The organism is Thalassotalea sp. PLHSN55, assembly GCF_052030545.1.
Classification (GTDB): domain Bacteria; phylum Pseudomonadota; class Gammaproteobacteria; order Enterobacterales; family Alteromonadaceae; genus CANMXU01.
The window spans coordinates 24784-51590 of the sequence record NZ_JBPDIH010000006.1 but is presented as its reverse complement, the minus strand read 5'-3'; the positions used below and the strand labels follow the sequence as shown (position 1 = coordinate 51590).

Annotated in this window: 15 protein-coding genes; 6 read left to right on the top strand and 9 right to left on the bottom strand. The window is 42.1% G+C overall.

Annotation, left to right across the window (positions count from 1 at the left end):
• Positions 1-9 precede the first annotated feature (9 nt).
• The 6 genes from ACRRSQ_RS12785 to ACRRSQ_RS12760 all read left to right on the top strand — a co-directional run bounded on the left by ACRRSQ_RS12785 (position 10) and on the right by ACRRSQ_RS12760 (position 12738).
• On the top strand, positions 10-1113 hold the full coding sequence (locus ACRRSQ_RS12785; protein WP_440876142.1) for a sensor histidine kinase: 1104 nt from the start codon (positions 10-12) through the stop codon (positions 1111-1113).
• A 12-nt stretch (positions 1114-1125) separates the two neighbouring features.
• Positions 1126-1953 carry a LytR/AlgR family response regulator transcription factor gene (locus tag ACRRSQ_RS12780; protein ID WP_440876141.1) on the top strand — a complete coding sequence of 276 codons (828 nt, stop codon included), beginning with the start codon at positions 1126-1128 and terminating at the stop codon, positions 1951-1953.
• Positions 1954-2266: 313 nt separating this feature from the next.
• Entirely contained in the window at positions 2267-4942 is a 2676-nt protein-coding gene (locus ACRRSQ_RS12775; RefSeq protein WP_440876140.1) for a family 16 glycosylhydrolase, read from the top strand.
• A 77-nt stretch (positions 4943-5019) separates the two neighbouring features.
• Complete coding sequence (locus ACRRSQ_RS12770) at positions 5020-7992, top strand: TonB-dependent receptor (RefSeq protein ID WP_440876139.1); 2973 nt, start codon at positions 5020-5022, stop codon at positions 7990-7992.
• A gap of 445 nt (positions 7993-8437) precedes the next feature.
• Positions 8438-10960 carry a glycoside hydrolase family 3 N-terminal domain-containing protein gene (locus ACRRSQ_RS12765; RefSeq protein ID WP_440876391.1) on the top strand — a complete coding sequence of 841 codons (2523 nt, stop codon included), beginning with the start codon at positions 8438-8440 and terminating at the stop codon, positions 10958-10960.
• 266 nt (positions 10961-11226) lie between these two features.
• Complete coding sequence (locus ACRRSQ_RS12760; RefSeq protein ID WP_440876138.1) at positions 11227-12738, top strand: SLC13 family permease; 1512 nt, start codon at positions 11227-11229, stop codon at positions 12736-12738.
• Between the two features lie 92 nt (positions 12739-12830).
• Here ACRRSQ_RS12760 and ACRRSQ_RS12755 read toward each other — a convergent pair whose 3' ends face one another.
• From ACRRSQ_RS12755 to ACRRSQ_RS12715, 9 genes are all read right to left on the bottom strand, one after another.
• On the bottom strand, positions 12831-13778 hold the full coding sequence (locus tag ACRRSQ_RS12755) for an ornithine cyclodeaminase family protein (protein ID WP_440876390.1): 948 nt from the start codon (positions 13776-13778) through the stop codon (positions 12831-12833).
• 94 nt (positions 13779-13872) lie between these two features.
• Complete coding sequence (locus ACRRSQ_RS12750) at positions 13873-14955, bottom strand: M24 family metallopeptidase (protein ID WP_440876137.1); 1083 nt, start codon at positions 14953-14955, stop codon at positions 13873-13875.
• A gap of 17 nt (positions 14956-14972) precedes the next feature.
• Positions 14973-16070: a proline racemase family protein gene (locus ACRRSQ_RS12745; RefSeq protein ID WP_440876136.1), complete on the bottom strand. Its 1098-nt coding sequence runs from the start codon at positions 16068-16070 to the stop codon at positions 14973-14975.
• Positions 16071-16110: 40 nt separating this feature from the next.
• Positions 16111-17928, bottom strand: a complete 1818-nt coding sequence (locus tag ACRRSQ_RS12740) for an MFS transporter (protein ID WP_440876135.1) — start codon at positions 17926-17928, stop codon at positions 16111-16113.
• Positions 17929-18210: 282 nt separating this feature from the next.
• Entirely contained in the window at positions 18211-21069 is a 2859-nt protein-coding gene (locus tag ACRRSQ_RS12735) for a TonB-dependent receptor plug domain-containing protein (protein WP_440876134.1), read from the bottom strand.
• Positions 21070-21692: 623 nt separating this feature from the next.
• On the bottom strand, positions 21693-23018 hold the full coding sequence (locus ACRRSQ_RS12730; protein ID WP_440876133.1) for a hypothetical protein: 1326 nt from the start codon (positions 23016-23018) through the stop codon (positions 21693-21695).
• Between the two features lie 268 nt (positions 23019-23286).
• Positions 23287-23949, bottom strand: a complete 663-nt coding sequence (locus ACRRSQ_RS12725; protein ID WP_440876132.1) for a GntR family transcriptional regulator — start codon at positions 23947-23949, stop codon at positions 23287-23289.
• Between the two features lie 139 nt (positions 23950-24088).
• Positions 24089-25621: an aldehyde dehydrogenase (NADP(+)) gene (locus ACRRSQ_RS12720; protein ID WP_440876131.1), complete on the bottom strand. Its 1533-nt coding sequence runs from the start codon at positions 25619-25621 to the stop codon at positions 24089-24091.
• Positions 25622-25688: 67 nt separating this feature from the next.
• Positions 25689-26717: a 4-hydroxyproline epimerase gene (locus ACRRSQ_RS12715; protein ID WP_440876130.1), complete on the bottom strand. Its 1029-nt coding sequence runs from the start codon at positions 26715-26717 to the stop codon at positions 25689-25691.
• Between the last annotated feature and the right edge of the window lie 90 nt (positions 26718-26807).

The following is a 26807-nucleotide window of genomic DNA, read 5'->3' as shown; positions in this document are numbered from 1 at the left end:
ATAAATATAATGGAAGAACCAAAAGAGCAAAGCTTACTCGAATTAGAAAGTACTGTTTTTGCTAAACAAAGTTTTCAGTTTTGGCTATTGCAGTGCTCAGGCTGGCTTGGCTATGCCTTGGTGGTTTTTATTGCCATTATTCGACCTCAAATTAGCGAGCCTAATTTTAATTTTTCCGGACAGTTTTTAAATTTAGCTGCTGAGACGGGCTGTGGTTTTATTCTGTCGTATCTTCAATGGCGTTTTATTCGGGCGATAGTGCATTTACCGTTAAAGCGCACCTTGTCGTTAAGTTTTGTTTTTGCCGCGCTATTAGGTTTAATTTTTAACGTTTTTAAGCTGAGTGCTTATAAAGTGCTTGTTTATAACCAAGCATGGAACGAGTCGTGGAATACGCTTGAATTTGGTGGTTGGTTGTTATTTTCATTAACCACTATGTTTGTCTGGACGGCAATATTTTTCATTATGCTCTACAACACTAAGCTGCAAAAAGAACATGAAATGTTGCTACGCGCGCAAACCTCGGCTAAAGATGCACAGCTGCAAATGCTGAGGTATCAGCTTAATCCGCACTTTATGTTTAATACGATTAACGCGATATCAACGCTTATTTATAAACATGAAAATGATAAAGCTAATGAAATGCTCGATAAACTGTGTGAATTTTTCCGCTATTCATTAGATACCAATGCAAAAAGCCAAACGAGCTTAAAAAATGAGTTGGCATTGCTTGAGCTTTACCTTTCCATTGAAAAAGTACGTTTTGCTGATCGGCTTAATGTTGAGATCACCATAGATAATGCCACTTTAGACTATCAAGTGCCGAGTATGTTGCTGCAACCTTTGGTAGAAAATTCGATTAAATACGCAATAGAGCCACGCAAAAAAGATGGTGTTATTTGCATTAGCACTAAGCACCTTGGTAATCGTTTACACATTAAAGTAAAAGATAACGGCTCTGGTGAAAACAACAAGCAGAACAATGGCTTTGGTATAGGAGTAAGCAATACAAAAGCGCGATTAGATGCTATGTTTAATGGAGACTATGAAATAAATATTACTGAAAATAACGAGCAAGGCACCACGGTCGCTATTGTTATTCCCACTATTTAATCGGGGCTTTTTATGAGCAAAGCATTAACTGCAGTAATTGTTGATGATGAACCTTTAGCATTAGAAGGGCTAAAATTACGTTTGGAAAAAATTCCAGAAATCGAGGTTATTGGCCAAGCAAGTGATGGCGATGAAGCAATTAACTTGTGCCATGAGTTATGCCCCGATGTTTTATTTCTTGATTTACGTCTACCAGGGTTAAATGGCATTGAAGTGGTGCAATCGCTGCAGTCAGATATTTTGCCTATGGTGGTGTTTGTCAGCGCTTATGGTGAATACGCGCTTGAAGCGTTTGAACTTAATGCGATTGATTATGTATTAAAACCGGCCAACTTAGGGCGCTTGCAAAAAACAGTTGAGCGTATTTTACAACGACATAATCCGCAACAACCTAATAATGAAAAATTCCGCCTATTAAAAGCGCTAGGGGAAAGCTCTGGTATTCCAATAAGTGAATTGGAAAACTGGTTAGAGTCTAATCAACCTTTGCCAACCAGCTTTTGCCAAGAACTGGTGATTAAAAACAGCGACAACGAAAAGGTCTTTCTGCCGGTTAAAGAAATCCGTTGGATCGACGCCGCCGGAGATTACATGTGTGTGCATACTGATCAAGAAACGCATATCGTTCGAATCACCATGAAAAAGCTTGAAAGCCAGCTCGATGAGCGTGTTTTTAAACGCATTCACAAATCAACCTTGGTTAATATTAACTGCATTAAAAGCATACGTTCATTACGTAATAGTGAGAGTTTACTTGAGCTTGGTGACGATGTGCATTTAAAAGTTAGCCGCAACTACAGTTCTGCTATTCAAGAGTTACTTGAGTCTAAACAAGTCTAGCTAAACCTAAACAAGCCCAATTACCCTTAACCTGTTATCGCATATTTATCTCGTTTCATCGTTTAAAAAGGGAAAAATGCACTCATGCCGCAACAAAAACACGCGACAGCGCATCTAGTTTGTAACCAAGTGTAAATCGAACCATGATGAAGATAGGGGGCGATGAATACGTATGCAGTCGTTAAATTCATTGTTTAATTGTCAGGTTATTTTGCTCTTGCCAACACAAATAAATATTAAAACTCATTAGGCAGGAAATAAATAACACAACGACATAGATATGAATGTTGTTGAGCACTTGGAAAAGCAAATTATGATTAAAGTTGCAAAAAAAATCACGCAGATGTGTGTTTTGGCTTCAACAGTATCTTTAATAGGTTGTGGCGGTGGCGCTGAAACCAATACGGATACTAGTAATATTGATCCACAACAACCCGTTACTGATTGGGTAATGGTGTGGAGTGATGAGTTTGATGGCGCAGCCATTGACCAGTCAAAGTGGAGCCATGAAGTAAATTGTGATGGTGGTGGTAATAGCGAAAGACAATGTTATACCGATGATGCGGCTAACTCGTTTATCAACGATGGTATTTTAAATATTGTTGCTTTGCCGGCTGAAGAAGGCGCTGCTCAGCCTTATACCTCAGCACGGTTAAATACGCGTTATAAAGCCGATTTTAAATATGGTCGTTTTGAAATGCGCGCCAAATTACCGAGTGGGCAAGGCAGTTGGCCAGCCTTTTGGATGTTACCAACCGATTATGTTTACGGCGGTTGGCCAAAATCAGGCGAAATCGATATTCTTGAAGCGGTTAACCTAAAAACTGTTGACGGTGAAGGTGCTGTTGAAAGTAAAGTTTATGGTACTTTACATTACGGTAAAGAATGGCCAGATAACGCGCATTCAGGTACGTCTTATAGTTTACCTGATGGCGTCAACCCAGCTGACGATTTTCACACCTATGCCATTGAGTGGCAAGAAGGTGAGATGCGTTGGTATGTTGATGGCTACCTTTATGCTACCCAACGTCAATCTGAAGTGCTTTACAATGGCGACGGCGACCCATTTGCCTTAAAACATAAAGGCTGGTTTAGTGAAAACTTTGACCCAATTTCGGGTGAATTAACCACCTATTGGGATGCTGCACCATTTGACCAAAAGTTCCATCTATTACTTAACTTAGCGGTAGGTGGTAACTGGCCTGAAAATGTAAATAATTTAGGCGTTGATGACGAAGCTTTTGTTAATGGTCAAACTTTTGCTATTGATTATGTTCGTGTTTATCAATGTGAGCAAAACCCAGATACGGGTAAAGGCTGTGAAACTGTGCGTGCCGGTTATGACCTTCCAGCCAGTGATGAATTTCCAAATGGTGCTTTAATTGAAGGCAAAGCGCCAACTCCAGTACCACCTTCAAACGGAGTTGCCCAAAACCTGACAATTTTTGACGGTACAGCAAATCCTAACTGGCCGGCATGGGATTGTTGTGGTGGCTCAACACCCGCAATTGTTACTAGCGCTGACAAAGGCGACGTAACTGAATTTACTATTGGCGCAGAACCTACCGTAATGGGCTTTATCTCTCGCTCAGCTTTTGTAGAAGACCCAGGTGTGCCTTCGCCATTTGACGCTTCACCGCTACTTGATACAGGTTACATTTCATTCGACATGAACGTAACCACAGCACCTAATGATGCAAGTGCTGCTTGGTTTATTAAAGTCGAAAGTAACGACGGAGAAACCGCTGTTGATTTTCAATTATCAGAAAGTGAAGAAGGCTTAGCGCCTGTTGCTGGCCAATGGCAAACGTATACCTTCCCGTTAAGTGCATTCTCTGATGCAGATTTAGATCTTACCGCTATCGACGTGGTGATGATATTTCCGGCATGGGGCGCGGGTGAAGGCGCAGTGTATCAAGTGACTAATTTAGAAATTGCTGGCGCAACTGGCAGTTCGCCAAGCTTAACGGTATTTGACGATGCTGAAAATGCCAGCTGGCCGATGTGGGATTGTTGTGGTGGTTCAACCCCAATGGTGATTGCTGATGACGCTGACCATGGCGACGTTGCTGAATTCTCAATTGGCGCAGAACCGACCGTAATGGGCTTCATTTCTCGCAGTGCCTTTGTTGAAGATCCTGCAACACCAGCGCCATTTGACGCTTCTGCAATTTTATCAAACGGTGTTATTCAATTTGACATGAAAGTGACTTCAATGCCAAACGATGCAGCGGCAGCTTGGTTATTTAAAGTAGAAAGTAACGAGGGTGATTCAGCGGCAGAACTTGATCTAACAGCCAGCAATGAAGGCGTAGCACCGGTATTAGATACATGGCAAACCTATACGTTCGCTATCAGCGATCTGGTTAATGCTGGTTTAGATATTTCAGCAATTGATGTCTTAATGATATTTCCTGCATGGGGCAGCGGCGAAGGGGCGGTATACCTTTTAGATAACGTAAAAATTTACGATCCAAATGCGAGCGATGCATCAACCTTAGTATTGTTTGATGAACAAGCTCGTGATCAATGGACGATTTGGGATTGTTGTGGTGGTTCAACGCCAACGGTCGTCATTGACGATGTAGAACATGCCTCTGTGGCAGAATTTGCAATTGGTGCAACCGCGACGGTTATGGGTATTTTAGCTGATGATAATGTTTATTTAGATGCGTCAAGCTTACTGTCTGGTGGTGTGGTGCAATTTGAAATGAAAGTTACTTCAATGCCAAATGATGCCAGTGCCGCATGGATATTTAAAATTGAATCAGGTGATGCAAGTGCAGCGGTTGAACTTGACTTAACCGACAGTAATGAAGGCGTAGCGCCGGTATTAGATACATGGCAAACCTATACCTATTCATTGCAAGACTTAGTAGTAGCTGGCTTAGATATTAGCCAAATCGATGTATTAATGGTGTTCCCTGCATGGGGCGCAGGAGAAGGAGCGGTTTATCGCCTTGATAACGTGATGATCACCGTACCTTAACCTTTGTTTATTAACTCTTGAGTGACCGCTGATGTTGTGGTCACCGCCATTAAAACTATAAAAAAGTAGGATCGATTATGAAACAGTTTAATTTTACTAAAAAACGTTTGGCGCTAACAATTTCCGCCATTATCTATGCAAGCGCAAGTCAAAGCGCGATAGCTGAAGAAGCTCAGCTAACGAACAACGACGACCAAGAAATTGAAGTTATTCAAGTGACCGGCATTATGAGCAGTTTAACCCGCTCAATGTCACTTAAAAAAGAAGCTTCAGGGGTGATGGATGTTATCTCAGCTGAAGACATGGGTAAATTCCCAGACACTAACTTAGCTGAATCGCTACAACGTATTACTGGTGTAACCGTTAGCCGCAGCAATGGTGAAGGTAGCCAAATCACCGTGCGTGGTTTTGGTCCAGAATTTAACCTTATCACCTTAAATGGCCGACAAATGCCAGGCACAGGTAATACCCGTTCATACAGTCTAGAAAACTTATCGTCTGACGGTGTTAGTACCTTAGAAGTGCAAAAAACGGCACGCGCTGAAAACCCAAGTGGTGGTTTAGGGGCAACAGTGAATATTATAACGACAAAACCATTTAGCAGCCCAGGTGAGAAAATGGTGCTGTCAGCTAAAGGTATTCATGATACTTCAAATGTTGAAGGTGATGATTTAACACCTGAGTTCTCGGGCTTATACTCGAATACTTATGCTGATGATACGGTGGGTTTTTCGGTTGCTTTTTCGCATCAAGAGCGTGATTTTCAACAACAAGCCGCCAATATTCAAGGGTGGCAGTATCAAGCTAATGATGCCTTACCGGATTTAGACCCAGAAAACGTGGTTGATAATCGTGATGAAAATGCCGCTGCTGGCGCTTTTTTTCCGCGTGATATGAACTATGGAATTGCCGATGTTGAGCGTGAACGAACTAACGCCAATGTCACTTTTCAGTACGCGCCTATCGAAGAGGTGATCATTACCTTAGATTACACCACAGGGCAAGCGATCACCGGTGTCAATTCAATTGGTTGGGGACAATGGCACGATTACGGCGGCAATATTAATGCCTATGAACTTGATGAAAACGGTACAGTAATCTTTGCTGATTTAGCAGGTAACGATGGCTCGTATACCGCCAACCGTCATACCACCGAAGTGAATGAAAAGTCGTTAGGTTTTAATCTGGAATGGCTAGCAACTGACAACTTAAGTTTGTCACTTGATTATCATGACTCTGAAAGTGAAATTGATAACGGTGCTGACAAAGGCATGAATGGTACTGGCTCGTTAGTGTTTGGCTCAGATCAGTTAGTCACTAAACACTATGACTTTAGAGAAGGCGACATTCCGCAAGGTACCATTTTTTGGAATAATGGTTCAACGACGTTAATGCCAAGCGAAATGGACTCGCATTTTAGTCAGTTCATTCATAGCCCAGGTAAATCAGAAGTTGAGCAATTGCAATTCGACGGTATTTGGGAAAGCCCGTACGACACGCCTGTTGTTAATGTTAAATTTGGTGCTGCTCGCACCGAACAACGCATTGGCGGTTCAAGTGCGTGGAGTGGCTTAATTGGTAGCTTTCTTTTTAATCCAAACTACTCTGCAGCATTTCCAGATGGCATGTTTGAATACAACACCACAGATAACTTTTTAGATGAGTTTTCAAATGGCGATAACCCAATTGGCGCTGGCTACTATTACAGCTTTGATTTTGATGAAGCCGTTGCTCGCTCAGAAGCTTTCTTAAATCGCGACTTATTAGGTGATGATTATTTCAGTACTGACCCGTATCGTGAAGGTAGTGTGCAAGCGGAAGGTTATGTTGAGGAAGATACCACCAGTATTTATGCCTCTTCGATGTTAGAGTTTGAACTTGCCGATTATCTCGTTCAGGTAAATGTTGGCTTTAGGTATGAGCAAACCGATGTTACCAGTAACGTGATGCAAGCTATTCCGACTGAGGTTTGGTGGAAGGGCGGTAGTGAGTGGCATACGCAGTATTTACCAGGCGACAACAACTTCTTAAAAGTAACCGGCGAGCATGATGTTTTCTTACCGATGATTGACGCTAAAATTGAAATAACCGATGAGTTAATCGCTCGTGCCTCGTGGGGTAAAACTATTGCACGTGCGCCATTAGGTTCATTAGCGGGTGTTAGATCATTGGGTGCTAGTACTCGACCTAACTCACGTATTGGCAGTGAAGGTAATACGAATCTGGATCCTTATGAATCAACCAATTTGGATTTAACGCTTGAGTATTATTACGCTGAAGGTAGCTATGCGTCAGTCGGTTACTTTAGAAAAGATGTGAAGAACTTTATTTCAAGCCAAACGATCACCACCACCATCGATGACATGCGCGATATCTATCAAGGTGCGCGTTGGAATCAAGCGGTCGCTGACTTAGGTGGCAATCCAACTAATGATGAAATATTCGCACAAATGCAGGCTAACGGCGCAACCTTAAATGACCAAGGTTACATTGAGCCAGCCGGTGACGATCCGTTAATGCAGTGGGATATTACCCGCCCATTCAATACACCAGACGATAAAATGGTGGATGGTTTTGAAATTGCGATTCAACATTTCTTTGGTGACACAGGTTTTGGTTTTGGTGCCAATGCAACTTTAGTTGATGGCGATGTTAACTTTGACGTAGATGATATAACACGTGTTGATGATGTTGCCGATTTAGAGCCGCAAACACCATTAACCGGCTTAAGTGACTCTGCTAACTTTCAAGCCTTCTATGAAAAAGATGACTTGTCGGTGAAAGTGACTTATGCATGGCGTGATGAATATCTTATTGGTGTTGGTCAAAGCCAAGGCTCATCTGATAACCCACCTCAGTTCGCCAAAGAGTATGGTCAAGTGGATATGAGTATTAACTACGATATTAATGCCAACTTCACTGTGTTTTTTGAAGGTCTGAACTTAACGAATGAAACCGAACAAGGTTATGGTCGTTATGAAGAGCAATTTTTGTTTGCTCGTCAATACGGCTCTCGTTACACCATAGGTGCCCGTTACAGCTTTAAATAACGGCTAAACAAAGGTGAACGCTAAAGCACATTGTAGCGTTCACCTGAGTTTAATTATTGTGGTGGCACCATTTATTCGAGGCAAAAAGCCTCTCTAACACAACAAAAATAGCAAGTGCATAATTATCGCTTATTTGGTTATCGTTTATATGGTTAACACTTACTATTTTGGGGTTCAATTGCATCTTGAAAACAGTTCATATTGTGGCTAACACCATACTAATCTCGCGGTATTTCTTTACATAGTTTTAGCGAGTATGGTAAAAATGGAAGCGCTTACATTTTTAAGTGGAAAGCTAACTTCACAAAGATATGACAATAAGCAAGGTGAGTGACTGCGCGAATAGGGATGAGCTCGCAGTATTGAGGAGTTAAAAAATTAACTGCTCAGCAATATAAATTAGAATAAGGTAAAGCTCGTGAAAATATCTAAAAATAAAGTCCTTATGGCTATAGCACTTACCGGTGCCTTTGGTTGTACTTCAGACCCAGTGACTGAAGAAAGTGACCCAAAAAGTGAAAAGAATCTAGCTATTTGGCCAACCATAACATCGGAAGTGGCTCAAGATGCGGCGATAGAAAAAAAAGTAGCTGATCTATTGGCTAGTATGACGTTAGAGCAAAAAGTTGCTCAAATGATCCAGCCAGAAATTCGCGATATTACCGTAGAAGATATGCGTAAATACGGTTTTGGTTCTTACCTTAATGGCGGCGGTGCTTTCCCCAATAACAACAAGCATTCAACACCGCAAGACTGGATCGCTTTAGCAGAAGATATGTATCAAGCATCAATTGACGACTCGCTTGATGGCAGCAAAATTCCAACCATGTGGGGCACAGATGCTGTACATGGTCATAACAATGTTATTGGCGCGACCTTATTTCCTCATAATATTGGTTTAGGCGCAGCTAATAATCCTGAGTTAATTGAAAAAATCGCGCAAATTACCGCAACAGAAGTGATGGTAACCGGTATTGACTGGGTTTTTGCACCAACAGTTGCCACAGTACGTGATGACCGATGGGGTAGAACATACGAAGGCTATTCTGAAGATCCTGAAATTGTAAGAACCTACGCCAGCTCAATTGTAAAAGGGCTACAAGGTCATGCAGGTAAAAACTTTCTAGGAGACGACCGCGTTATTAGTACCGTTAAACATTTTATCGGTGATGGCGGCACAGTAGATGGCGATGACCAAGGCAATAATATTTCTTCTGAGCAAGAGTTATTTGACATTCACGCACAAGGTTATGTGGGTGGCTTAACCGCAGGCGCGCAATCGGTAATGGCGTCTTTCAACAGCTGGCATGGCGAAAAAGTTCACGGTAACGGCTATTTATTAACGGATGTTTTAAAAAACAAAATGGGCTTCGACGGTTTTGTTGTTGGAGACTGGAATGGTCATGGACAAGTTAAAGGCTGTAGCAACGAAAGCTGCCCGCAGGCAGTTAATGCCGGTTTAGATATTTATATGGTGCCAACTGATGCGTGGAAGCCTTTGTATCACAATACCATTGCGCAGGTGAAAGATGGCACCATTAAGCAGTCACGTATTGATGATGCAGTGACTCGCATTTTGCGGGTGAAATTTCGCGCCGGTTTGTTTGATAAACCAAGCCCTGCCAAACGTCAATTTTCAGGTAAAACTGAGTTAATTGGTCAAGCTTCACATCGCCAAGTGGCAGAGCAGGCAGTACGTGAATCTTTAGTGTTATTGAAAAACAAAGAAAATTTACTGCCATTATCGCCTAAGCAACATATCTTAATCGCCGGTGATGCTGCTGATAATATTGGCAAACAATCAGGTGGTTGGACAATTACGTGGCAAGGCACAAATAATCAAAATAGTGACTTTCCAGGCGGTAGCTCAATTTATGATGGTTTAGCACAGCAAATAAATGCCGCTGGCGGTAAAGTAACCCTGAGTGAAAAAGGTCAATATACTGACAAGCCCGATGTTGCCATTGTCGTTTTTGGTGAAGAGCCTTATGCCGAAGGGCAAGGTGATATCGCAGATTTAGTTTATCAAAAAGGTCATAAGTCAGACTTACAGTTACTTAAAAGCTTACAGGCACAAAATATCCCAGTGGTTGCGGTATTTATTAGTGGCAGACCAATGTGGGTGAATGCCGAGTTAAATGCCAGTGATGCTTTTGTTGCCGCTTGGTTGCCGGGCTCTGAAGGTAAGGCGGTTGCAGATGTATTACTTAGCGATAGCATCGGCAAAGTGCAACATGATTTTGTTGGTAAATTATCTTTCTCTTGGCCACAAACCGCAGACCAAATCGTTAACCGTTTTGATGACGACTACCAGCCATTGCTGCCTTATGGCTTTGGTTTGCGCTACGGTGACGACAATGTTTTAGCAGATAACTTATCCGAGCAGTATCAAGCAAATTTAGATAGCGAGCAAACGGTTAAAGTTTTTGCTGGTCAAGTTGCTAAACCATGGAAAATGCAGTTGTTTTCAGAACATGAACAACAAGATGTTGTCGCGAGTAACTTACTGTTGCCGGGCATTCATTACCGCACCATAGATAAAGAAGTTCAAGAAGATGCGTTTCGCCTAACGGTAAAATCAGATGCACCGGTTGGTATTCAGTTTGTTAGCGATAAAGGCGTGACACTTAATGCTGAAAGTGCACAAAGTTCGCGATTAACCCTTAATGTGAAACGTGAATCTGATGTCGCTAAGCCAGTACTTGTTTCAATGCAGTGTCAGCAAGGCGAAAGTGGCGCAGCAGGTTGTCAATTAAGTCATGACATTAGCGCGCAATTATCTGCTTTACCGTTAGATACTTGGACCGATATTGGTATTGACTTAAATTGTCTTTCAAAAAATGCAAGCGACTTTAATCAAATTAGCCAAGCATTTAAATTATCAACTCAAGGTAGTTTGAGCTTATCGATTAGCGGTATCAACATCGTACCTGCTAACGAGGACGCGTCAACTTCATCATGTAACTAGCTTCAGTACTTTACCCTTAGTGCTTTGCCAAAACTTGCGCCAGTAATTATTGTTTATCTGCGCTTGTTTTGGCTTTTTTATTGGCGCTTTCGCGCACTGTTAACATTCAATAGAGCAACCGAGCGAGAATTAATAGCACGCTCTAGTAACATCATCATTTATTTAATCTAATTGGTATAATATTCAACTCTATGTCACACTCTTGATCATAAAAAGGCTAGACAAATATTCTAGCAAAACAATAATAATCAGTTAGATATTCAATAATGACAACCAATAGCACAGTTACACAATCTCCCCAAAACGAAGACTTAAGAGCGCCAGATCAGCGTGCCCTATATCAAAGCATCGGCTTATTTCTTGGGCCATTGATATTTATCATTATGATGTTCACCAATCAATTTCAAACCACAATGGAGCCCGTTGCTTGGCGCACTGCCGCAATTGCCCTGTGGATGGCAATTTGGTGGGCAACGGAAGCTGTGCCGGTGCCCGCAACCGCATTTCTACCGGTAATTGCGTTTCCTATGTTAGGTATTACCACGGCAAAAGCTGCGGCTTCGCCCTATGCTAATCCAATAATTTATTTGTTTTTAGGAGCGTTTATTTTAGCGCTAGCGGTAGAGCGTTGGCAGCTACATAAACGGGTGGCGCTGAAAATATTAACCCATACAGGTTCAGACGGTAAAAAGCTGATTTTAGGTTTTATGACGGTTGCCGCACTGCTGTCTATGTGGATGACCAATACCTCGACCACCATGATGCTGATGCCAATTGCATTGTCGGTAGTGACGGTAATTGTTGATAATGTAAAAACCTTAACTGATGAGCAAAAATCGAGTTTTCAAACCGCGATGTTATTAGGTTTGGCCTATTCTGCCACCATTGGCGGAATGGCGACGTTAGTAGGCACACCGCCTAACGCGTTATTTGCCGCGTATGTCAGTGAACACTATGGCATTGAAGTGTCGTTTGCCGGATGGATGGCGATAGGCGTGCCATTAATGCTGATTATGCTACCTATTGCTTGGTATGGTTTAACTCATGTTTTATATAAGGTAAATATCGCGCAAAGCTCTGCGGTTACTGAACATTTAGAAACCTTAAAAAGTGACCTTGGCCAAATAACTGCACCAGAAAAGCGTGTTGCCGCTGTTTTCTTAACTGTGGTGGCGTTATGGATTTTAAGACGACCATTAGCCAGTATGTTCGACATTACCTTTTTAACGGATGCCGGCATTGTTATGGCCGGTGCGTTAGCGTTGTTTGTTTTACCTAGCGGTGATAAAAAACAGGCACAGTTAATGACGTGGCAACACACCCAACAGTTACCTTGGGGGGTATTAATTCTTTTTGGTGGCGGTTTAAGTTTAGCCTCGGCATTTTCATCATCTGGGCTTGCCACATGGCTTGGCGAAAGCTTATCTCCTTTGGGAAGTTTTGGCTTAATTGTCTTGGTGTTAGCAGCAACGGCCTTGGTGATATTTTTAACTGAATTAACCAGTAATTTAGCGACCACAGCAACATTTTTACCTGTCATGGCGGCCATTGCGTTACAAGCAGATATTGACCCCTTACTGCTGTGTATACCCATCACCTTAGCAGCAAGTTTTGCCTTTATGTTACCTGTTGCCACAGCGCCCAATGCCATTGTTTATGCTTCGGGTAAATTAAACATTCCACAAATGGCACGAGCAGGTTTTGCGTTAAATATTATTGGCTTAATTATCGTTACCATTATCGCAATTTGGTGGGCACCGATAGTATTGATTAACTAACAGCCTTTTTGGCTTAAGTTGGCTTAAGTTGGCTTAAGTTGGCTTAAGTTAATTTAAGCTGATTTTATTCAACGCCTTTAAGAATTAACGAATTAGCCTATTTTTTGATAAACCAAGTAGGCGGTAACTAAATCGCTGATTGCGGTGCCAACCGATTTAAATAAGGTGATTTCTTCAGCTGATTGCCTTAATAGTTCAGGCTTGGTGCACATATCCGTGAGTTCGCCAACAATCTCCTCTGGGCTAAATATGCCTTCTTCAATAGGAATTAATAATTCGCCCGCTTCATTTAAGGTATTGGTTAAGCTATCAACAAATACTCGTGCTCTTTTGATTAATGTACTGTCGCATTCTCGCGCCGTGGCAAGGTGGTTTCCTAAACAGTCTATATGACAACCATCGCTGACTAACTCCCCTGAAAATAGTGGGGTTTTGGCAGCCGTTGCGCAAACAATAATATCTATATGCGGCACTTCTTCATTTACGTCAACGCTAGTGTGAAAGCTAATGTTTGGGTATAACGGGCTAAATTCATTAATTAATTTTTGTACCTTTTTAGCGCTGCGCCCACAAATAGTCACTTTGGATAACTTGCGCACCTGAATATGAGCATGTAATAAATACGCGGCTAAATTGCCGGTACCAAATAACATTAAATGCTGACTATTTTTTCGGGATAATAACTGGCTTGCTAATGCTGAAATGGCTGCGGTGCGCCAGTAGGTGACGCTTGTGCCATCAACCAGTGCGAGCGGTTCACCGGTGGCGCGGCGAAATAACATGATTTTTGAAAACAGCCCGGGAATATCGTGTTTTTGGCTATTGTCTGGGAAATAGGTAAACATTTTATTGCCAATCACTTCATCATTCCAAGAAGGGAGAAGCGCAAAAGCGTCGTGATTGTTCACATCGTTTGGCGCAAGTGCGTGCACTTGTCGTTGCGGCATATGAAACGGCTTGGCAAAGCTGGTTTTTAGCAGTGGAATTAATTCAGCAAAGTTCAGGCTGTTTTGTACTTGTTCGGTAGTGATAATTTTCATCATTTTCTAATTTTCTCAAAAGTGTTAAACACCGAGCGTTTAAATGTCGATTCACGCCCGGCTAAAGTTCAGCTAAATCTCGGCTAAAGCTCAACTAAAGCTCAGTTAGCTCTTTCGGGGATTGGGTTAAAATTTCTAGGCCATTTGGGGTTAAAACCACGTCATCTTCTATGCGAATGCCGCCCCAGTTGGGAATATAAATGCCCGGCTCTATAGTGAAAACACAGCCTTGAACTATCGATGTTGTGCAGCTTGGGCTGAGAAAAGGCGGTTCATGCAGCTGTAAACCAAGGCCGTGGCCGATGCTTTCGCCGGTAAAATCTTTATAGTCACTTTGTTGCAGTATTTCATCGGCGGTATTTTGCAAAGTCGCGGCGCTCACGCCTGCTGTTACTTTATCGATAGCCGCTTGCTGGGCGTGCTGCACAAGTTGATAAACTTGTCGCTGTTTTTCACTGGCCTTGCCAAAAACAAAGGTGCGGGTCATATCTGAGCGGTAGCCGTTAATCACCGCGCCAAAATCAATCAGAATTAAATCCCCTTGTTTGAGCGCGCGCTCAGAAGGAATGCCATGAGGCAATGCACTGCGCTCACCAAATAATAAAATCGTGGCAAAGGACAGCGCTTGTGAGCCGAGTTTTGCCATGTGATACTCTAATTCATTGGCCAGTTCTCGCTCGGTAATGCCAAGTGTTATCAGCGGTAAAATATTGCTCAGTGCTTGGTCGGCAATAGCTGCCGCTTGGCGAATAGAAGCAATTTCTTGCTCAGTTTTTACCATGCGCAGCTTTTCAATTTGCCCTGCCATAGCAGTAACTTGTGTAATGGATGATTGCTCAGAAATTTCCTTTGACATGCTTTGCCACTTGGCAACGCTGATGTGCTCGCTTTCAAAAAATAGCTGTTGGCAGTTTTCTTGATTTAATAAGCTGATGAGCAACTCAGCTAAGCTTTGCTTTTGTCTGTCTCGACAAATGATTTTAAAGCCAATCGCTTCGCTTGTTGCTTGGGCAAGATAACGGTAGTCGGTCAGTAAATAATTGACTTTATCGGTAATTAAAAGCGTTGCCGCATGGCCAGAAAAGCCTGATAAATAGCGAATGTTGAGCTCGTTAAAAATTAGCATGGCGCTGTGAGTATCGGTTAATACTTGTTGGCGAAGTAGGTTAATTTTCATCTTTGATCCCATATGGTTTAGCGTAATAAAAAGCCATGTTTTAGTGGGTCGTTGCTATCAATTAACCACTGGGCTTTGCCGGTAATAAACGCTTCGCCAGTAACTTCTGCAATAACGGCGTGATAGCTTTGCTCTTCTGAACCATAAATGAGTTGTTTGATGGCTTGCACGCTAAATTGACTGCCTAAAATGCTTTCAATGGTTATGCTGTTAAGTAGAGGCAGCTCTTTTTTAGCAACGTGAAGGGCGATTCGGCCACTTACGCCACTGCCGGTAGGGCTTCGGTCAAGTTCACCGTCAGCAAAAATGCAAATGTTACGACTATGAATGTCAGTGTGTGGGAGATCGATATACTCTTCGACAAAAATCACCCCGTATAAAAAACTTAAATCAGCTTCAAAAGGGTGTTCAACTGATACTTTTTCAGCAACAGCGGTTTTAATTTTTTTGCCGTAGTCGATTATGGTTTGATGATTTTCTTTGCTCAGCGCAAGGTTAAGCTGCTTGGCATTAACATAAGCATAAAAAGCGCCGCCAAAGGCGATATCAAATTCAACAATGCCTATGCCTTTAACATCAATTGTTTGCTGTTGCGCAAAAACAAACGACGGCACTGACTCAAAACTTACTTCGCTAATGGTGGTATTTTCAGGAAAGTTTTTGGCAACGGCTTTGGCATAAATTTGCCCGCAGGGCACATCAATTATCACCTCAGTAATTTTACCAGTTTGTGCAACCATGCCTGATTCAACCGCGCATTTTGCAAGGGCGATCACCGCATGACCACACATGGTGGAATAGCCTTCGTTGTGAATGAAAATAGCGCCAAAGTGGCTGTTGCTACGCTCTGCCTCAGTGATGATGGCGCCATACATATCGGCATGACCGCGCGGCTCAAATATTAGTGCTTGGCGTAAGTGATCGTGGTGCTGCTGACAATCTCGGCGTTTAGCCAAAATAGTATCGCCTTTTAACGGAGGAAAACCGCTAGTAATGATGCGCAGCGGTTCGCCGCCGGTATGACATTCAAGGCTATTAATCGTTAAAAAATTAGAATCAGCAAACGCCGGTTGCCAATTGGCTAACGTGTTCATTTGTGGTTTTGGGGTATTCATTTTAGTCATTTACTTTATTCACTTACTTTAATCGTTCATGTTATTCATTTACTTGGGCAAGTTGAAAGTTTTGCTGTTGCTCAATATCGCTAACCAGTGTGCGGTTAAAAATATAGAGGGCTAAACAGGTAATAACACCCAGTAAGGCGATAACTGCCCACATCAGCATCGGCTTGGCTAAGTTAATCGCGAGGGTTTGATATAACCAACCAGATAACAAGCCGGCAAATAAATTACCTAGCGCCATAGAAACAAAGTAATAGCCCATGAACATGGCGGCTTTATCTGGTGGTGAAAACGAGGCGACATATTCCTGACTTTTAGGCGATGCGGTCATTTCACCGACGGCAAAAATAATCACCGATACCGCAACCATCAAACCGCCAAAAATAATGCCGTGAGCTAACCCGCCAACTAGCATGGCAATGGAGATTATTGCCGTGCCAGCAATTAAAGTCGGTAGGGCTTGAAAACGATCGATAAAACGGCTGATCACTACTTGAAATAAAATGATCATTAGAAAGTCGATGCTTAAAATGGTTGCAGGGTTTATCTGCCGGTATTGCGTTGCCCACTGCTGCGCGTAATTATTACTCAGTTCGCTAAGAGTTGCTGTTTCACTGAGTATGGCTTGGCCTGTTGCGGCTTGGCTTAGCGTGGTAAATGCATTCATTAGCTCGCCGTTAGGTACGCGGATATCAAGCGAGGCGAGGGTGTTAGAAATTTCTTTAATAGACGCTTTGCTTGAATGAAAGTCGATACCAGAAAATTGCTGAGATAAGCGCATAATTTCAGAGGAAAGAGTTTGGGTATTCACCGCAGTTAATAGCTCATGTAACCAAGGGCTAATACTGTGTAGTAGCCGAACGAGATCTGAGGTATCAACAAAGTCGCGAATAAATACTGGCAGAGTAATAAATATTTGCAAATACACCACCCAAAAGCCGGTGATGATTAATAAATAGGTAATAAAAGCCTTGTTACCTACGCGCATTTTTTGTTTGTACCACGGCAGGTTGTTACGGCTTTTTTCTTCGGTGCTATTTTCACCTTTGTTTTTACTTTTATTAAGCACTAAATCCCAAATAAGCGCGGTAATAATTAATACTGCAGCAATAATGCTAGTGGTTTTTCCACTTGCAATAATGCCGGCGTAATAGGCAACTAAAATAAATAGCAGCGGCACCACTAATAAGGCTAAGCGGAAATTGCCGAGCACTTCTTGGATTTCTTGAAAAACCTGTTTCAATCCGCCGGATTTTTCATGGCGTTTTGGCTCTTTATAAAAAAATAACGCAGGGATAAAGTTGACCGAAATCCAAATGGCAGCAAAGGTAAAGACCCACTGCCAGCCATAATTTTTTTGAATAATAGGCGCGAGCAATGGCCCTAAAAATCCGCCAATATTGACCATCATATAAAAAATGCCAAAGCCTAAGCCGCGATTGCTTTGGTCGGTGGTGCGGCTAATGGTGGCAATTACTACTGGTTTAAAGATACCTGCGCCAAGGGCAATAAGCATAAAAATACTAATGAAACTGCCAAGGCTGGTGGCATAACCCAAAAAGTAATAACTGGGCGCCATTAAGATAAAAGAAATTAAGAACATTTTTCGATAACCGATCCTATCGGCCAATGCCCCTGAAACAACGGGAAATAAATACAAGAAAAACGGCACCACGCCCATTATTAAACCGCGTTCGGTATTGTCTAATCCTAAGCCGCCTTGACTGTTTGGGGTAAGAATATAGCTGGCGAGCAGGGTATACATGCCATACCAAGCCAAACGTTCAAATATTTCCATGGTATTAGCAATATAAAATGCTTTTGGAAACGGGGTTATGTCGCGTTGTGTCATAAAAGATCGCTTTGTTGAATGTTTTATTGGCTAAAAGAGGTTAACCAATAAAACATGTGTTGATTCGATGTTGTTACAGCTATAAGAGCAAAAAAAAACAGCCACCTGGGAGAACCAGGGACTGTTGAACTTTCGAGGTTAAGTTTCGTTGAAAATAAACACGAAGGCTCAACAGCCCTAGGTGGCTGTTGTGCTCGGCAACTAATTAAAAGTTCTATCGCGCTGAAACACCAAACTAAGGGAACTTGCAGGCCTGCGTATTTGAACTTTTAAGGCCATCGCTTAAAAAGAGTAATTTACACCGGCGTAATAAGCTCGACCCAACAATGAATAGTTCAGACGTCCCCAGTTAGTAAACGGGTTATCTAACCAAGTTTCGTTGGTCACGTTATTAACACCTACATATAAATTTAGCTCTTCATTGATGTCGTATCCCATCCAGAAGTTATGCACAATCGAGTCTTCAATATCGATATTTTCATAACGGTCAGGGGCAACGTCTTTATATCGAGGTCCACCTTGGGTGTATTTAGTGGTCCATCGAACACTTAAATCATCTAGGTTGTAGGTCATCATAAGGTCACCTTTCCACTCTGGAGCGCCAAGCTCTCCTAACGGATCATCAACCAAAGGTTTGTCTTCAATGAAGTCATACTCGGTATAAGATTTTTCAAGTTGATGTGTTGCTGCAACATGAAAGAATAATTCACCCGGAACATTAAATGTTTCTTTCATTGGCAGAACATAAGAAGCTTCAAAATCAATGCCTCGACGGCGAGAATTATCAGCATTTAATGATGTATCATTGACTGAGGTAACATCACCATTATCTTCACGAACAACTTGTTCACAGTACTCGTTATTAATGGTTTCTAAATCGACACAGTTGCTTAACATGGAATTAGCACCGAAGCTGACAATAAGATCAGATAAGTCGATGTCGTAATAATCAATTGATATACGTAAATCATCAATAAAAGTTGGTTGGAATACAAAACCTGCGGTAAAGGTTGTCGCAGACTCTTCATTTAAGTCAGGATTACCAGAGCTGATCACTTTACCCTTTTTACCCTTAAGGTTTGAGTCCCAGCCTTCATCAATGCCTAATGCTTGACAGTTTGTTAAGCGACGTCCATCAGCAGGGCCACCATTAATCTGGTCGGCATCACATGGATCAGTTAAATCACTGTAACCAATTGACTCACCTGAAAATAACTCACCAAGTTGCGGCGCTCTAACCGCTTTTGAATAAGTTGAACGAAAGCGAACATCGTCAGTAATCGCCCAGTTAAGACCTAATTTTGAACTGGTAAAACTGGCCGATTCGGTTGAATATTTTGCATGACGCACCGCGGCTTCAATTTCTAGGTTCTTGACTAAGGTGACATCGCTTAACACCGGAATTAATACTTCACCGTAGACTTCTTGAATATTACGGCTGACATCATCAATACCCGACATAAAAGAAGACAATTTACCTGAGCTCCACAGCTCTGACGGACGGTAATCAAGGCTTTCATAACGAATATCAACCCCGCCGGTAACTTGTACGGCACCTGATGGTAATTCAAGTAAATCACCTGAGATGTTCGCAGCAAAACCATGACCCGTTACATCGGTAAATGTATCGTGCGTGGCCATGACATAATCTAAAACTTCCTGTGAAGCAGGTTCAAACGGATTAAATGCTGGGCAAGTGCCAGTGTCAACACATGGGCCAATAATGGTAAAGTTACCACTATCAAAACGGTCGTTTCTTAAAGCATTGTTAACGGTTAATTGAGATTTGGTAAAGCCAGAAGTGAAATATACATCCCATGACCAGTTATCGGTTAAATCACCTTCTAGGGTTATACTTGCTGATAAATACTCACGATCATTTTTATGACCACGAGGCCCTGCTTCATCAAAGGTATAAGGTAATTTCAGCCAGTTGTCGCCGTAGTCATCAAGAGTATTTAATACGGAGTCTGGTACTACGATACCATCACCTTGCAGCGCTTCTACTGTTGTCCATGTGTCCCATACAAAGGCCGGATCAATTTCATCTTCAGACTGAGTTCTAGAATACATTACATCGGCTGAAACGGTGACACTGTCAAATTCATAACCTAAACTGACATAAGCATTAACTCGATCGTATGGGTTTCTCGCCATGTTATAACCAAGCGGATCATAACCACTGCCATCTAATGCCATCCAGCCATCTTTTGTTGCTTCGGCTGGAGTGCGTAATGAAGCATCTCCGTTTTGAAGCTGAAACCAATCAACAGCGCCTGCGGAGTTGTTCCAAACGCCAAACATATTGTTGGTAGCATTAAAAGCTGGATAAGACACATCATTAGCAATGATTTGGTCGTAAATGCCGTCATTTGGACCAGTATCATCGGGGTTAGTAATATATCTTTTAGTATTTCCAGAACCTGGACGCTGAGAAAAAAGCAGTGCTTCTTGTTTAAAGTAATCAACAGACATGGTGAAATTGCCACGGCCTTCATTAAAATTAATGCCGTGAGTTAAGGTTACTGATTGACTCTCAGCGCCACCGGCATCGGTATCGCCTATTTGCGCTCTAAGATTTGTGCCTTCAAAATCTTTCTTTAAAATGAAGTTAACAACACCTGCTACGGCATCTGAACCATAAACCGCAGAACCGCCACCTGTTAATACTTCAACTCGCTCAACTAACTCAGAAGGAATAATACCTATGTCGGTTAGCATAATATTATTGTCGTTAGTGATCGCAACAGGGCGTTTACCATTGACAAGGTTTAATGTTCTTGTTGAACCTAAGTCACGAAGATCCGGCGCATTTATTCCTGAGTTACCGAAAGAGTAGTTTCCGTCGGTAGCATCAAAACCTTTACCAAATTGCGGCATGGTTGATAGCACATCATTCATGTTCAATGCACCCGTCATTTGAATAGTCTCAGCACTGATCACAGTTGTTGGGCTTGGTGCATCAAAGGTGGTTCTGGTTAGTCGTGAGCCGGTTACTTCAATTGTTTCAACTTCATCACTTTTTATTTCTTCTTCATCGGCGGCCAATACAAGAGGTGTATTGAGTATCAATGCGCTGCCAACAGCAATGGCTGCTAATGATTTACGTGGTTTGAAACCACTTTTAATAATATTAGACATAGTTCTACCTTGTTAGTGTTGTTTTTATGTTGCTGTGCTTGAAAAGTTAATCTGGTTCACCCTGTTTGATGACAGCAAGATTAAAAATCGTACATATTTATATATCATATATTGTATACAATCTATCTTTTTTTGAAGGTATAAATTGTCAAAATGAACAAATACCAGTGAATTAACTAAAAGGGTTTTTACTACGAAAAAATAGGTAGTTATGCGGCAATTTTGTCTCGAATGTTGGACATTGTTTGCAAGTAACTACTTATAAAGCAGATGGTGTAAGGGGTAGGGGTATTCCGAATTAAATTTGGTGATAGCTATTTAGTTCGATTTAAGTAGGTTTTATTGAGGTTTTTCTGTATATGTTTTTATTCTATTGTTGAATATTGATATGACAAAATAGACTAATAACTAAACTTGGTTTTAGCGTGATTGATGTCAGTTTTTCTTCTTGAAAAGCGCTAATAAAATCATCTTTTTCTATTTTTCAGTGAAAAATGATAGAAAAAGTGGTGAAAATTACTCAGACAATGCTGCTATAAAAAAAGCGCTAATTTAACGTAAATTAACGCTTTATGAGAAAGGTGTATGTAGTGTGGGGCTTTTAGGGTCTAGTGCTGAATCTTCTACTGAGCTTGCATCATAGACGCGGTTTTAGGGTTTGCTAATAACTCGGCAAATACTTGCCAACGTGCTTTTTCATCATCGCTGCCAGTTAGCTTCTCAACGTATTGTTTCACTAAGTCTTGCCCTAGGTTGTAGTTGATCACATAAGCGCGATTAGCCTCAATAAAGCCTATTCTTTGGAGGGCTTTCTTTTCGCTCACTAAAGAGTATTTCATTAATAACTCAACGGCTTGGTTTTTATCAATATCACCATCTAAATAGTTTGCCGCCACAAGGTTGTCGATGTACGACAAGGCTTGTTTGAGGTCTTGTATTTGGTAATACATTTGTGCTTTAGATGCATCTAAGCCTGCTAATGGAAACAACACCTCTTGTTCAAACTCAAGTCTTTTCTGCTTATTAAAAACTACTTCAATGCCGTAGTTGGCACTGCCTTCTGCCAATAACGAAATAGGCGAAAATAACGGGTAAACACTGTATTCCACCCAACCCTTATTGTTGACTAAGTGCTGCTCCATTTGTGAATTAAACACATGGTGACCGGGGTAACCTTCGTGGCTAGCTAAGTCGACCGCACGGTCAATATACATAGGAAAATCAGTATTTAATTGAATTAAACTATAGCCATTACCTTTAAACCAGTTATAGCCGCTCCATACCTTATTATTGACATATTCAATGGTGAAGTTTTCGTTTTCGGGCAAGCTAATGTGCGCTTTAGTGCGTTTGCGTGCTTCATTAATTGCCGCTTGAAAGACCGTATCTAGTTTGGAGGTCTCAATAATAAATTGGCTTTGAAAATCATGATATTTTTGCTGCAACGGCGCATCACCGGGCAAGAGCTTTTCGAGTTTAACTAAAGCTTGGTCGAGCGCTGCGGTGATAATTTTAGGCGATATGGCGTCATACAGACCTTGTGATTCTTGCTCAAAGGAGAGCTTTTCACCCATCAATTGCTTAATAAACACCAATACTGATTGCAGCTGAATATACAAAAACTCTTTCCGCTGTTTTTGGTCTAGCTCAACGTCTATGGGCTTAATATCACTAAGCAACTGTTGTGCTTGTTTTTTTAAGGTAGCAAGGGCTACGGGCTCACCTGTTGGTTGCCATTCTTTTGGGCCGTAATAAGCATCAATATATGAACTGTGGTGTTGGCCAAGGTTTAGGGTGAGTTTTACGTACTGCTCGGCAATGTTAGCTAAAGTATTCATTTGTTGTGCTTGGCTCTTTATTTGGTTAGCGCTTGGCTGGCTTTGTTCGCAGCTAGCAAGGAATAAGGTGATGATTAGCACCTTTGCCATATTCATGGTTAATTTTATCAACTTAACTTCCCCTAATTTTTGTATTAATTTTTATCGTAATATTATAATGGCTTGTTGGTATACAATATACACTCAGGTGGGTGGTAAAACAATGCAGCAAAGGAGGCTAATATCGTTAACATCGCATAGCGAACTTTAGCTAGTGTAAGGGAGATGATGAAAAATAAGTGGCAGGGCGTAACCAAGGAGCGTGAATATTTGCTTTTATGATGGGGTTGTATACTTGCCTACGCAAGAGCAATACTCATGCGCAGGCAAATTGTTATTGTTAACCTGCTTCTCGTTGTACTAAAAAGGCTTTAATTTCGTCTCGAGAGCTAAGAATATGCTGTTTTAATTTATCTACGGCATTGTCGATATCTCTTGCTTGGCAAAAGGCTAATAACTCTGCATGCTCAGGCCCCGCTTTTGAAATACCACCGGCCCATAATAAATGCATGCGAATGTAGCGGTCGGCATTCTTATTTAGGGTATTGACCAAATCTGCTGTTTGCGGACGGTCAGCGCCAGAATATAAACAATTATGAAATTCAGAGTTTAATTCGCTCCAAACATTGGCGGCATTTTCTTTACCTAAGGCGCTGTCAAGGCTGGCTAAAATGTCAGCGGCGGTGGTTAAGGCTTCGTCGCTAATATTTTCCAATGAAGCGGCAAGTAAATTACATTCGATCATCGCTCGAAGTTCAAATAACTCGTCAACTTGCTCAATGCTCAGCTGTGTGGCGGTAGCCCCTTTATGTGGTTCAAATGATACTAAGCCTTCCGCTTCTAGCTGCAATAATGCTTCGCGAATTGGAATACGGCTTACATTTAACTCTTTGGCTAAGCTTGCTTGTCGCAGTGGCTCGCCAGCAGCAATTTCTCCGCTGAGTATTTTTTCACGTAAGTTTTCAACAACATGCTGAGTTCGAGTTTTATATTCAATGGTCATTATCAGGTGCCCGTGTTTGATAACTAAGGGATACTGTTTATTTTATACAGGCCATTATAAAGCAGTTCACCACGAAGAAAAGGGCTAAGATAAAATCTTAACCCTTTGGCAACCATGAAAATGTAAACCCTAAAGAGGCTTAACTTTGCAAAGCGTTTGGTAGCAATGCCGGCGGCATGTTTTGATAACAAATAGGGCGTTGAAAACGCTTGATGGCTTCACTGCCCACTGAAGTGGTTCTAATGTTGGTTGATGCAGGGAAAGGGCCGCCATGATTCATTGACGCGCACACTTCAACACCCGTTGGCATTTGGTTGTAAATTAAACGTCCCACTTTATGTACCAAAGGCTGCGCCAGTTGCTGTGCTAAACTAAGATCTTCATCTAAGGCGTGAATACTGGCGGTTAAGTTACCTGAGAGCTGGTTAGTTAAGCTCAGCATTTGCTCAATATCGTCACAGCGCACAATTAACGCGCTAAAACCAAATAACTCTTCCTGCAAACTTTCATTTTGTTGATAGGTGGCAAAATTAGTGGCAAATAATGCGGCTGAGCAGTCTTGCTCTCGGCCGCTTAACCCCGTGGCTATAAGTTCAACGCCATTAACGGCTGCTCTTGCCTCTACCGCCTGTTTGTAGGAATGACACATTGCCGGCGTTAGCATAACGCCTGCGGCTTGCTCGCTTATCGATTGCGCTGCCGCATTAATAAAACGCTGGTAATGTTCATCACTTTCTTTTGCAACCACAACCCAAACGCCAGGGCTGGTGCAAAATTGACCTTGCCCCATCATCAGTGAAGCAACTAAGGCTTGGGCGATTTCTTCGGCTTGTTGGTTCAGCTTATTTGGCAAAATAAATTGCGGATTAATACTGCCAAGTTCGCCATAAAAAGGAATCGGTTCAGGGCGCTGATAAATTTGCTGCTGTAGGATCATGCCAACTCGCTCTGAGCCGGTAAAACCGACGGCTTTAATAAAAGGGTGAGTAATAATTTGCGTAGCAATGGCGTAGTTTTTCCCTTGAATTAATGAAAAAACACCAGGGTCTAACTCGCAGATTTCAATGGCGGATAATATCGCTTTTGCGACTAACTCTGCCGTTGCTGGATGCGCTGCATGAGCTTTCATGACCACAGGGCAACCTGCGGCTAATGCTGAGGCGGTATCACCACCTGCGGTTGAAAAGGCTAGCGGAAAATTGCTGGCGGCAAAAACGCCAACCACGCCTAACGGCAAGTAGCCTAAGCGGGTATCAGGTTTTGGTAAAGGCTGACGAGTATTATCACCTAGTTCAATAGTGGTTGGGTATTCACCTTGTTCTAATAAATCAGCAAACAAGCCTAATTGACCAACCGTTCGGCCTCGTTCACCTTGAATGCGCATCGTTGGCAGACCCGTTTCAGCGCAGGCGGTGGTAATTAATTGATCACCTAATGCAATAATTTGCTCGCCAATGGTTCTTAAAAAGTGCGCGCGTTTTTGTGGCGCCAAGCTGCTAAAACTTGTAAAAGCTTGATTGGCACTGACAATGGCGCGGCTGACTTCTTCTTCACTGGCATCAGCAAAGGTGGTTGCCATGGCTTGATGTGTTGCTGCGTTAAAAGCGGTGAAGCCATGCTCGGCTGTTCCGCACCACTTACCAGCAATTAAATGTTTACCTGTAATCGTCATACTGTTTTCCTATTATTTGTTACGTTAAAAGCAGAAGCTTAAAAAGGGAAAGTTAAAAAAGCCGACCTTATTGAACAACAAAGCCAAACGCATAAGGATCGTCGTCATCTATGGTGATGCAATTTTTGCCAAAGACTTTTGCCCAGCCTTTTATGCTGGGTAAAATAGCCGGAATTTTGCCACTTGCTGATTCGAGCTCGATCACCTGCTCAATTTTTCCTTCAAACTGGCTACCGATATAGCTTTCATGCACAAAAGTATCGCCTTGTTTTAATAAACCTTTGCTAAAAAGCTGTGCCATACGCGCACTTGTGCCGGTGCCGCAAGGGGAGCGATCTATGGCTTTGTCACCATAAAAAACCGCATTGGCAGCATCTGAATTTGCTTTGCTTGGTTTTCCTGTCCACAGCACATGAGAGATGCCACAAACACTGGCATCTTGTGGGTGAATGCAAGTGAGCGTTTTGCTGGCAATTTCTCGAACAACTTGGCTCCACTTGATAATTTGATCGGCATTCCAGTGTTCAATACCGGGGAAATTTTCTTGCGGTTCAACAATCACATAAAAATTACCGCCATAGGAAACATCAAGGGTTAAGTCACCCAGCCCGGGAATCGCTAAGGTGACATCACGATGGGCAAGATATGAAGCAACATTAAATATTTTCACCGCAGTGACCTTATTGCCTTGTTGTTGATATTCCACTTTTACTTGGCCAGCGGGCACATCGATAATGAGCTTGTTTGCACCTGAACTCGCCGGATTTTTTGGTGTTAATAAACCGTTTTCAAGCGCTGCGGTTATCGTGCCGATAGTGCCATGGCCGCACATGGGTAGGCAGCCTGAGGTTTCGACAAATAAAATTGACGCATCAGCATTTTCACTACAAGGCGGGTAGAGAAATGCGCCAGACATCATGTCGTGGCCGCGTGGCTCAAACATTAATCCTTGCCTGATCCAGTCATGATTTTCTAAAAAATCGACCCGCCTTTCACTCATGGTTTCACCCTTTAAATTAGGGTGACCACTGGTGATCAGGCGCACCGGATTGCCGCAGGTGTGGGCGTCAATGCAAAAGAAGGTACCTTTGATCATATCTTGTTTAACTCGTTTTTAATTATTATATGGAGCGATTAAAGCAGGCGCACAGAAAACCGGGGAAGCCTTCCATGCGCCTTTAATCGT

Excerpts from the sequence above, each read along its gene's own strand:
- ACRRSQ_RS12785 (WP_440876142.1), top strand. The coding sequence starts at position 10 with ATGGAAGAACCAAAAGAGCAAAGCTTACTCGAATTAGAAAGTACTGTT.
- ACRRSQ_RS12780 (WP_440876141.1), top strand. The coding sequence starts at position 1,126 with ATGAGCAAAGCATTAACTGCAGTAATTGTTGATGATGAACCTTTAGCA.
- ACRRSQ_RS12775 (WP_440876140.1), top strand. The coding sequence starts at position 2,267 with ATGATTAAAGTTGCAAAAAAAATCACGCAGATGTGTGTTTTGGCTTCA.
- ACRRSQ_RS12770 (WP_440876139.1), top strand. The coding sequence starts at position 5,020 with ATGAAACAGTTTAATTTTACTAAAAAACGTTTGGCGCTAACAATTTCC.
- ACRRSQ_RS12765 (WP_440876391.1), top strand. The coding sequence starts at position 8,438 with ATGGCTATAGCACTTACCGGTGCCTTTGGTTGTACTTCAGACCCAGTG.
- ACRRSQ_RS12760 (WP_440876138.1), top strand. The coding sequence starts at position 11,227 with ATGACAACCAATAGCACAGTTACACAATCTCCCCAAAACGAAGACTTA.
- ACRRSQ_RS12755 (WP_440876390.1), bottom strand. The coding sequence starts at position 13,778 with ATGAAAATTATCACTACCGAACAAGTACAAAACAGCCTGAACTTTGCT.
- ACRRSQ_RS12750 (WP_440876137.1), bottom strand. The coding sequence starts at position 14,955 with ATGAAAATTAACCTACTTCGCCAACAAGTATTAACCGATACTCACAGC.
- ACRRSQ_RS12745 (WP_440876136.1), bottom strand. The coding sequence starts at position 16,070 with ATGAATACCCCAAAACCACAAATGAACACGTTAGCCAATTGGCAACCG.
- ACRRSQ_RS12740 (WP_440876135.1), bottom strand. The coding sequence starts at position 17,928 with ATGACACAACGCGACATAACCCCGTTTCCAAAAGCATTTTATATTGCT.
- ACRRSQ_RS12735 (WP_440876134.1), bottom strand. The coding sequence starts at position 21,069 with ATGTCTAATATTATTAAAAGTGGTTTCAAACCACGTAAATCATTAGCA.
- ACRRSQ_RS12725 (WP_440876132.1), bottom strand. The coding sequence starts at position 23,949 with ATGACCATTGAATATAAAACTCGAACTCAGCATGTTGTTGAAAACTTA.
- ACRRSQ_RS12720 (WP_440876131.1), bottom strand. The coding sequence starts at position 25,621 with ATGACGATTACAGGTAAACATTTAATTGCTGGTAAGTGGTGCGGAACA.
- ACRRSQ_RS12715 (WP_440876130.1), bottom strand. The coding sequence starts at position 26,717 with ATGATCAAAGGTACCTTCTTTTGCATTGACGCCCACACCTGCGGCAAT.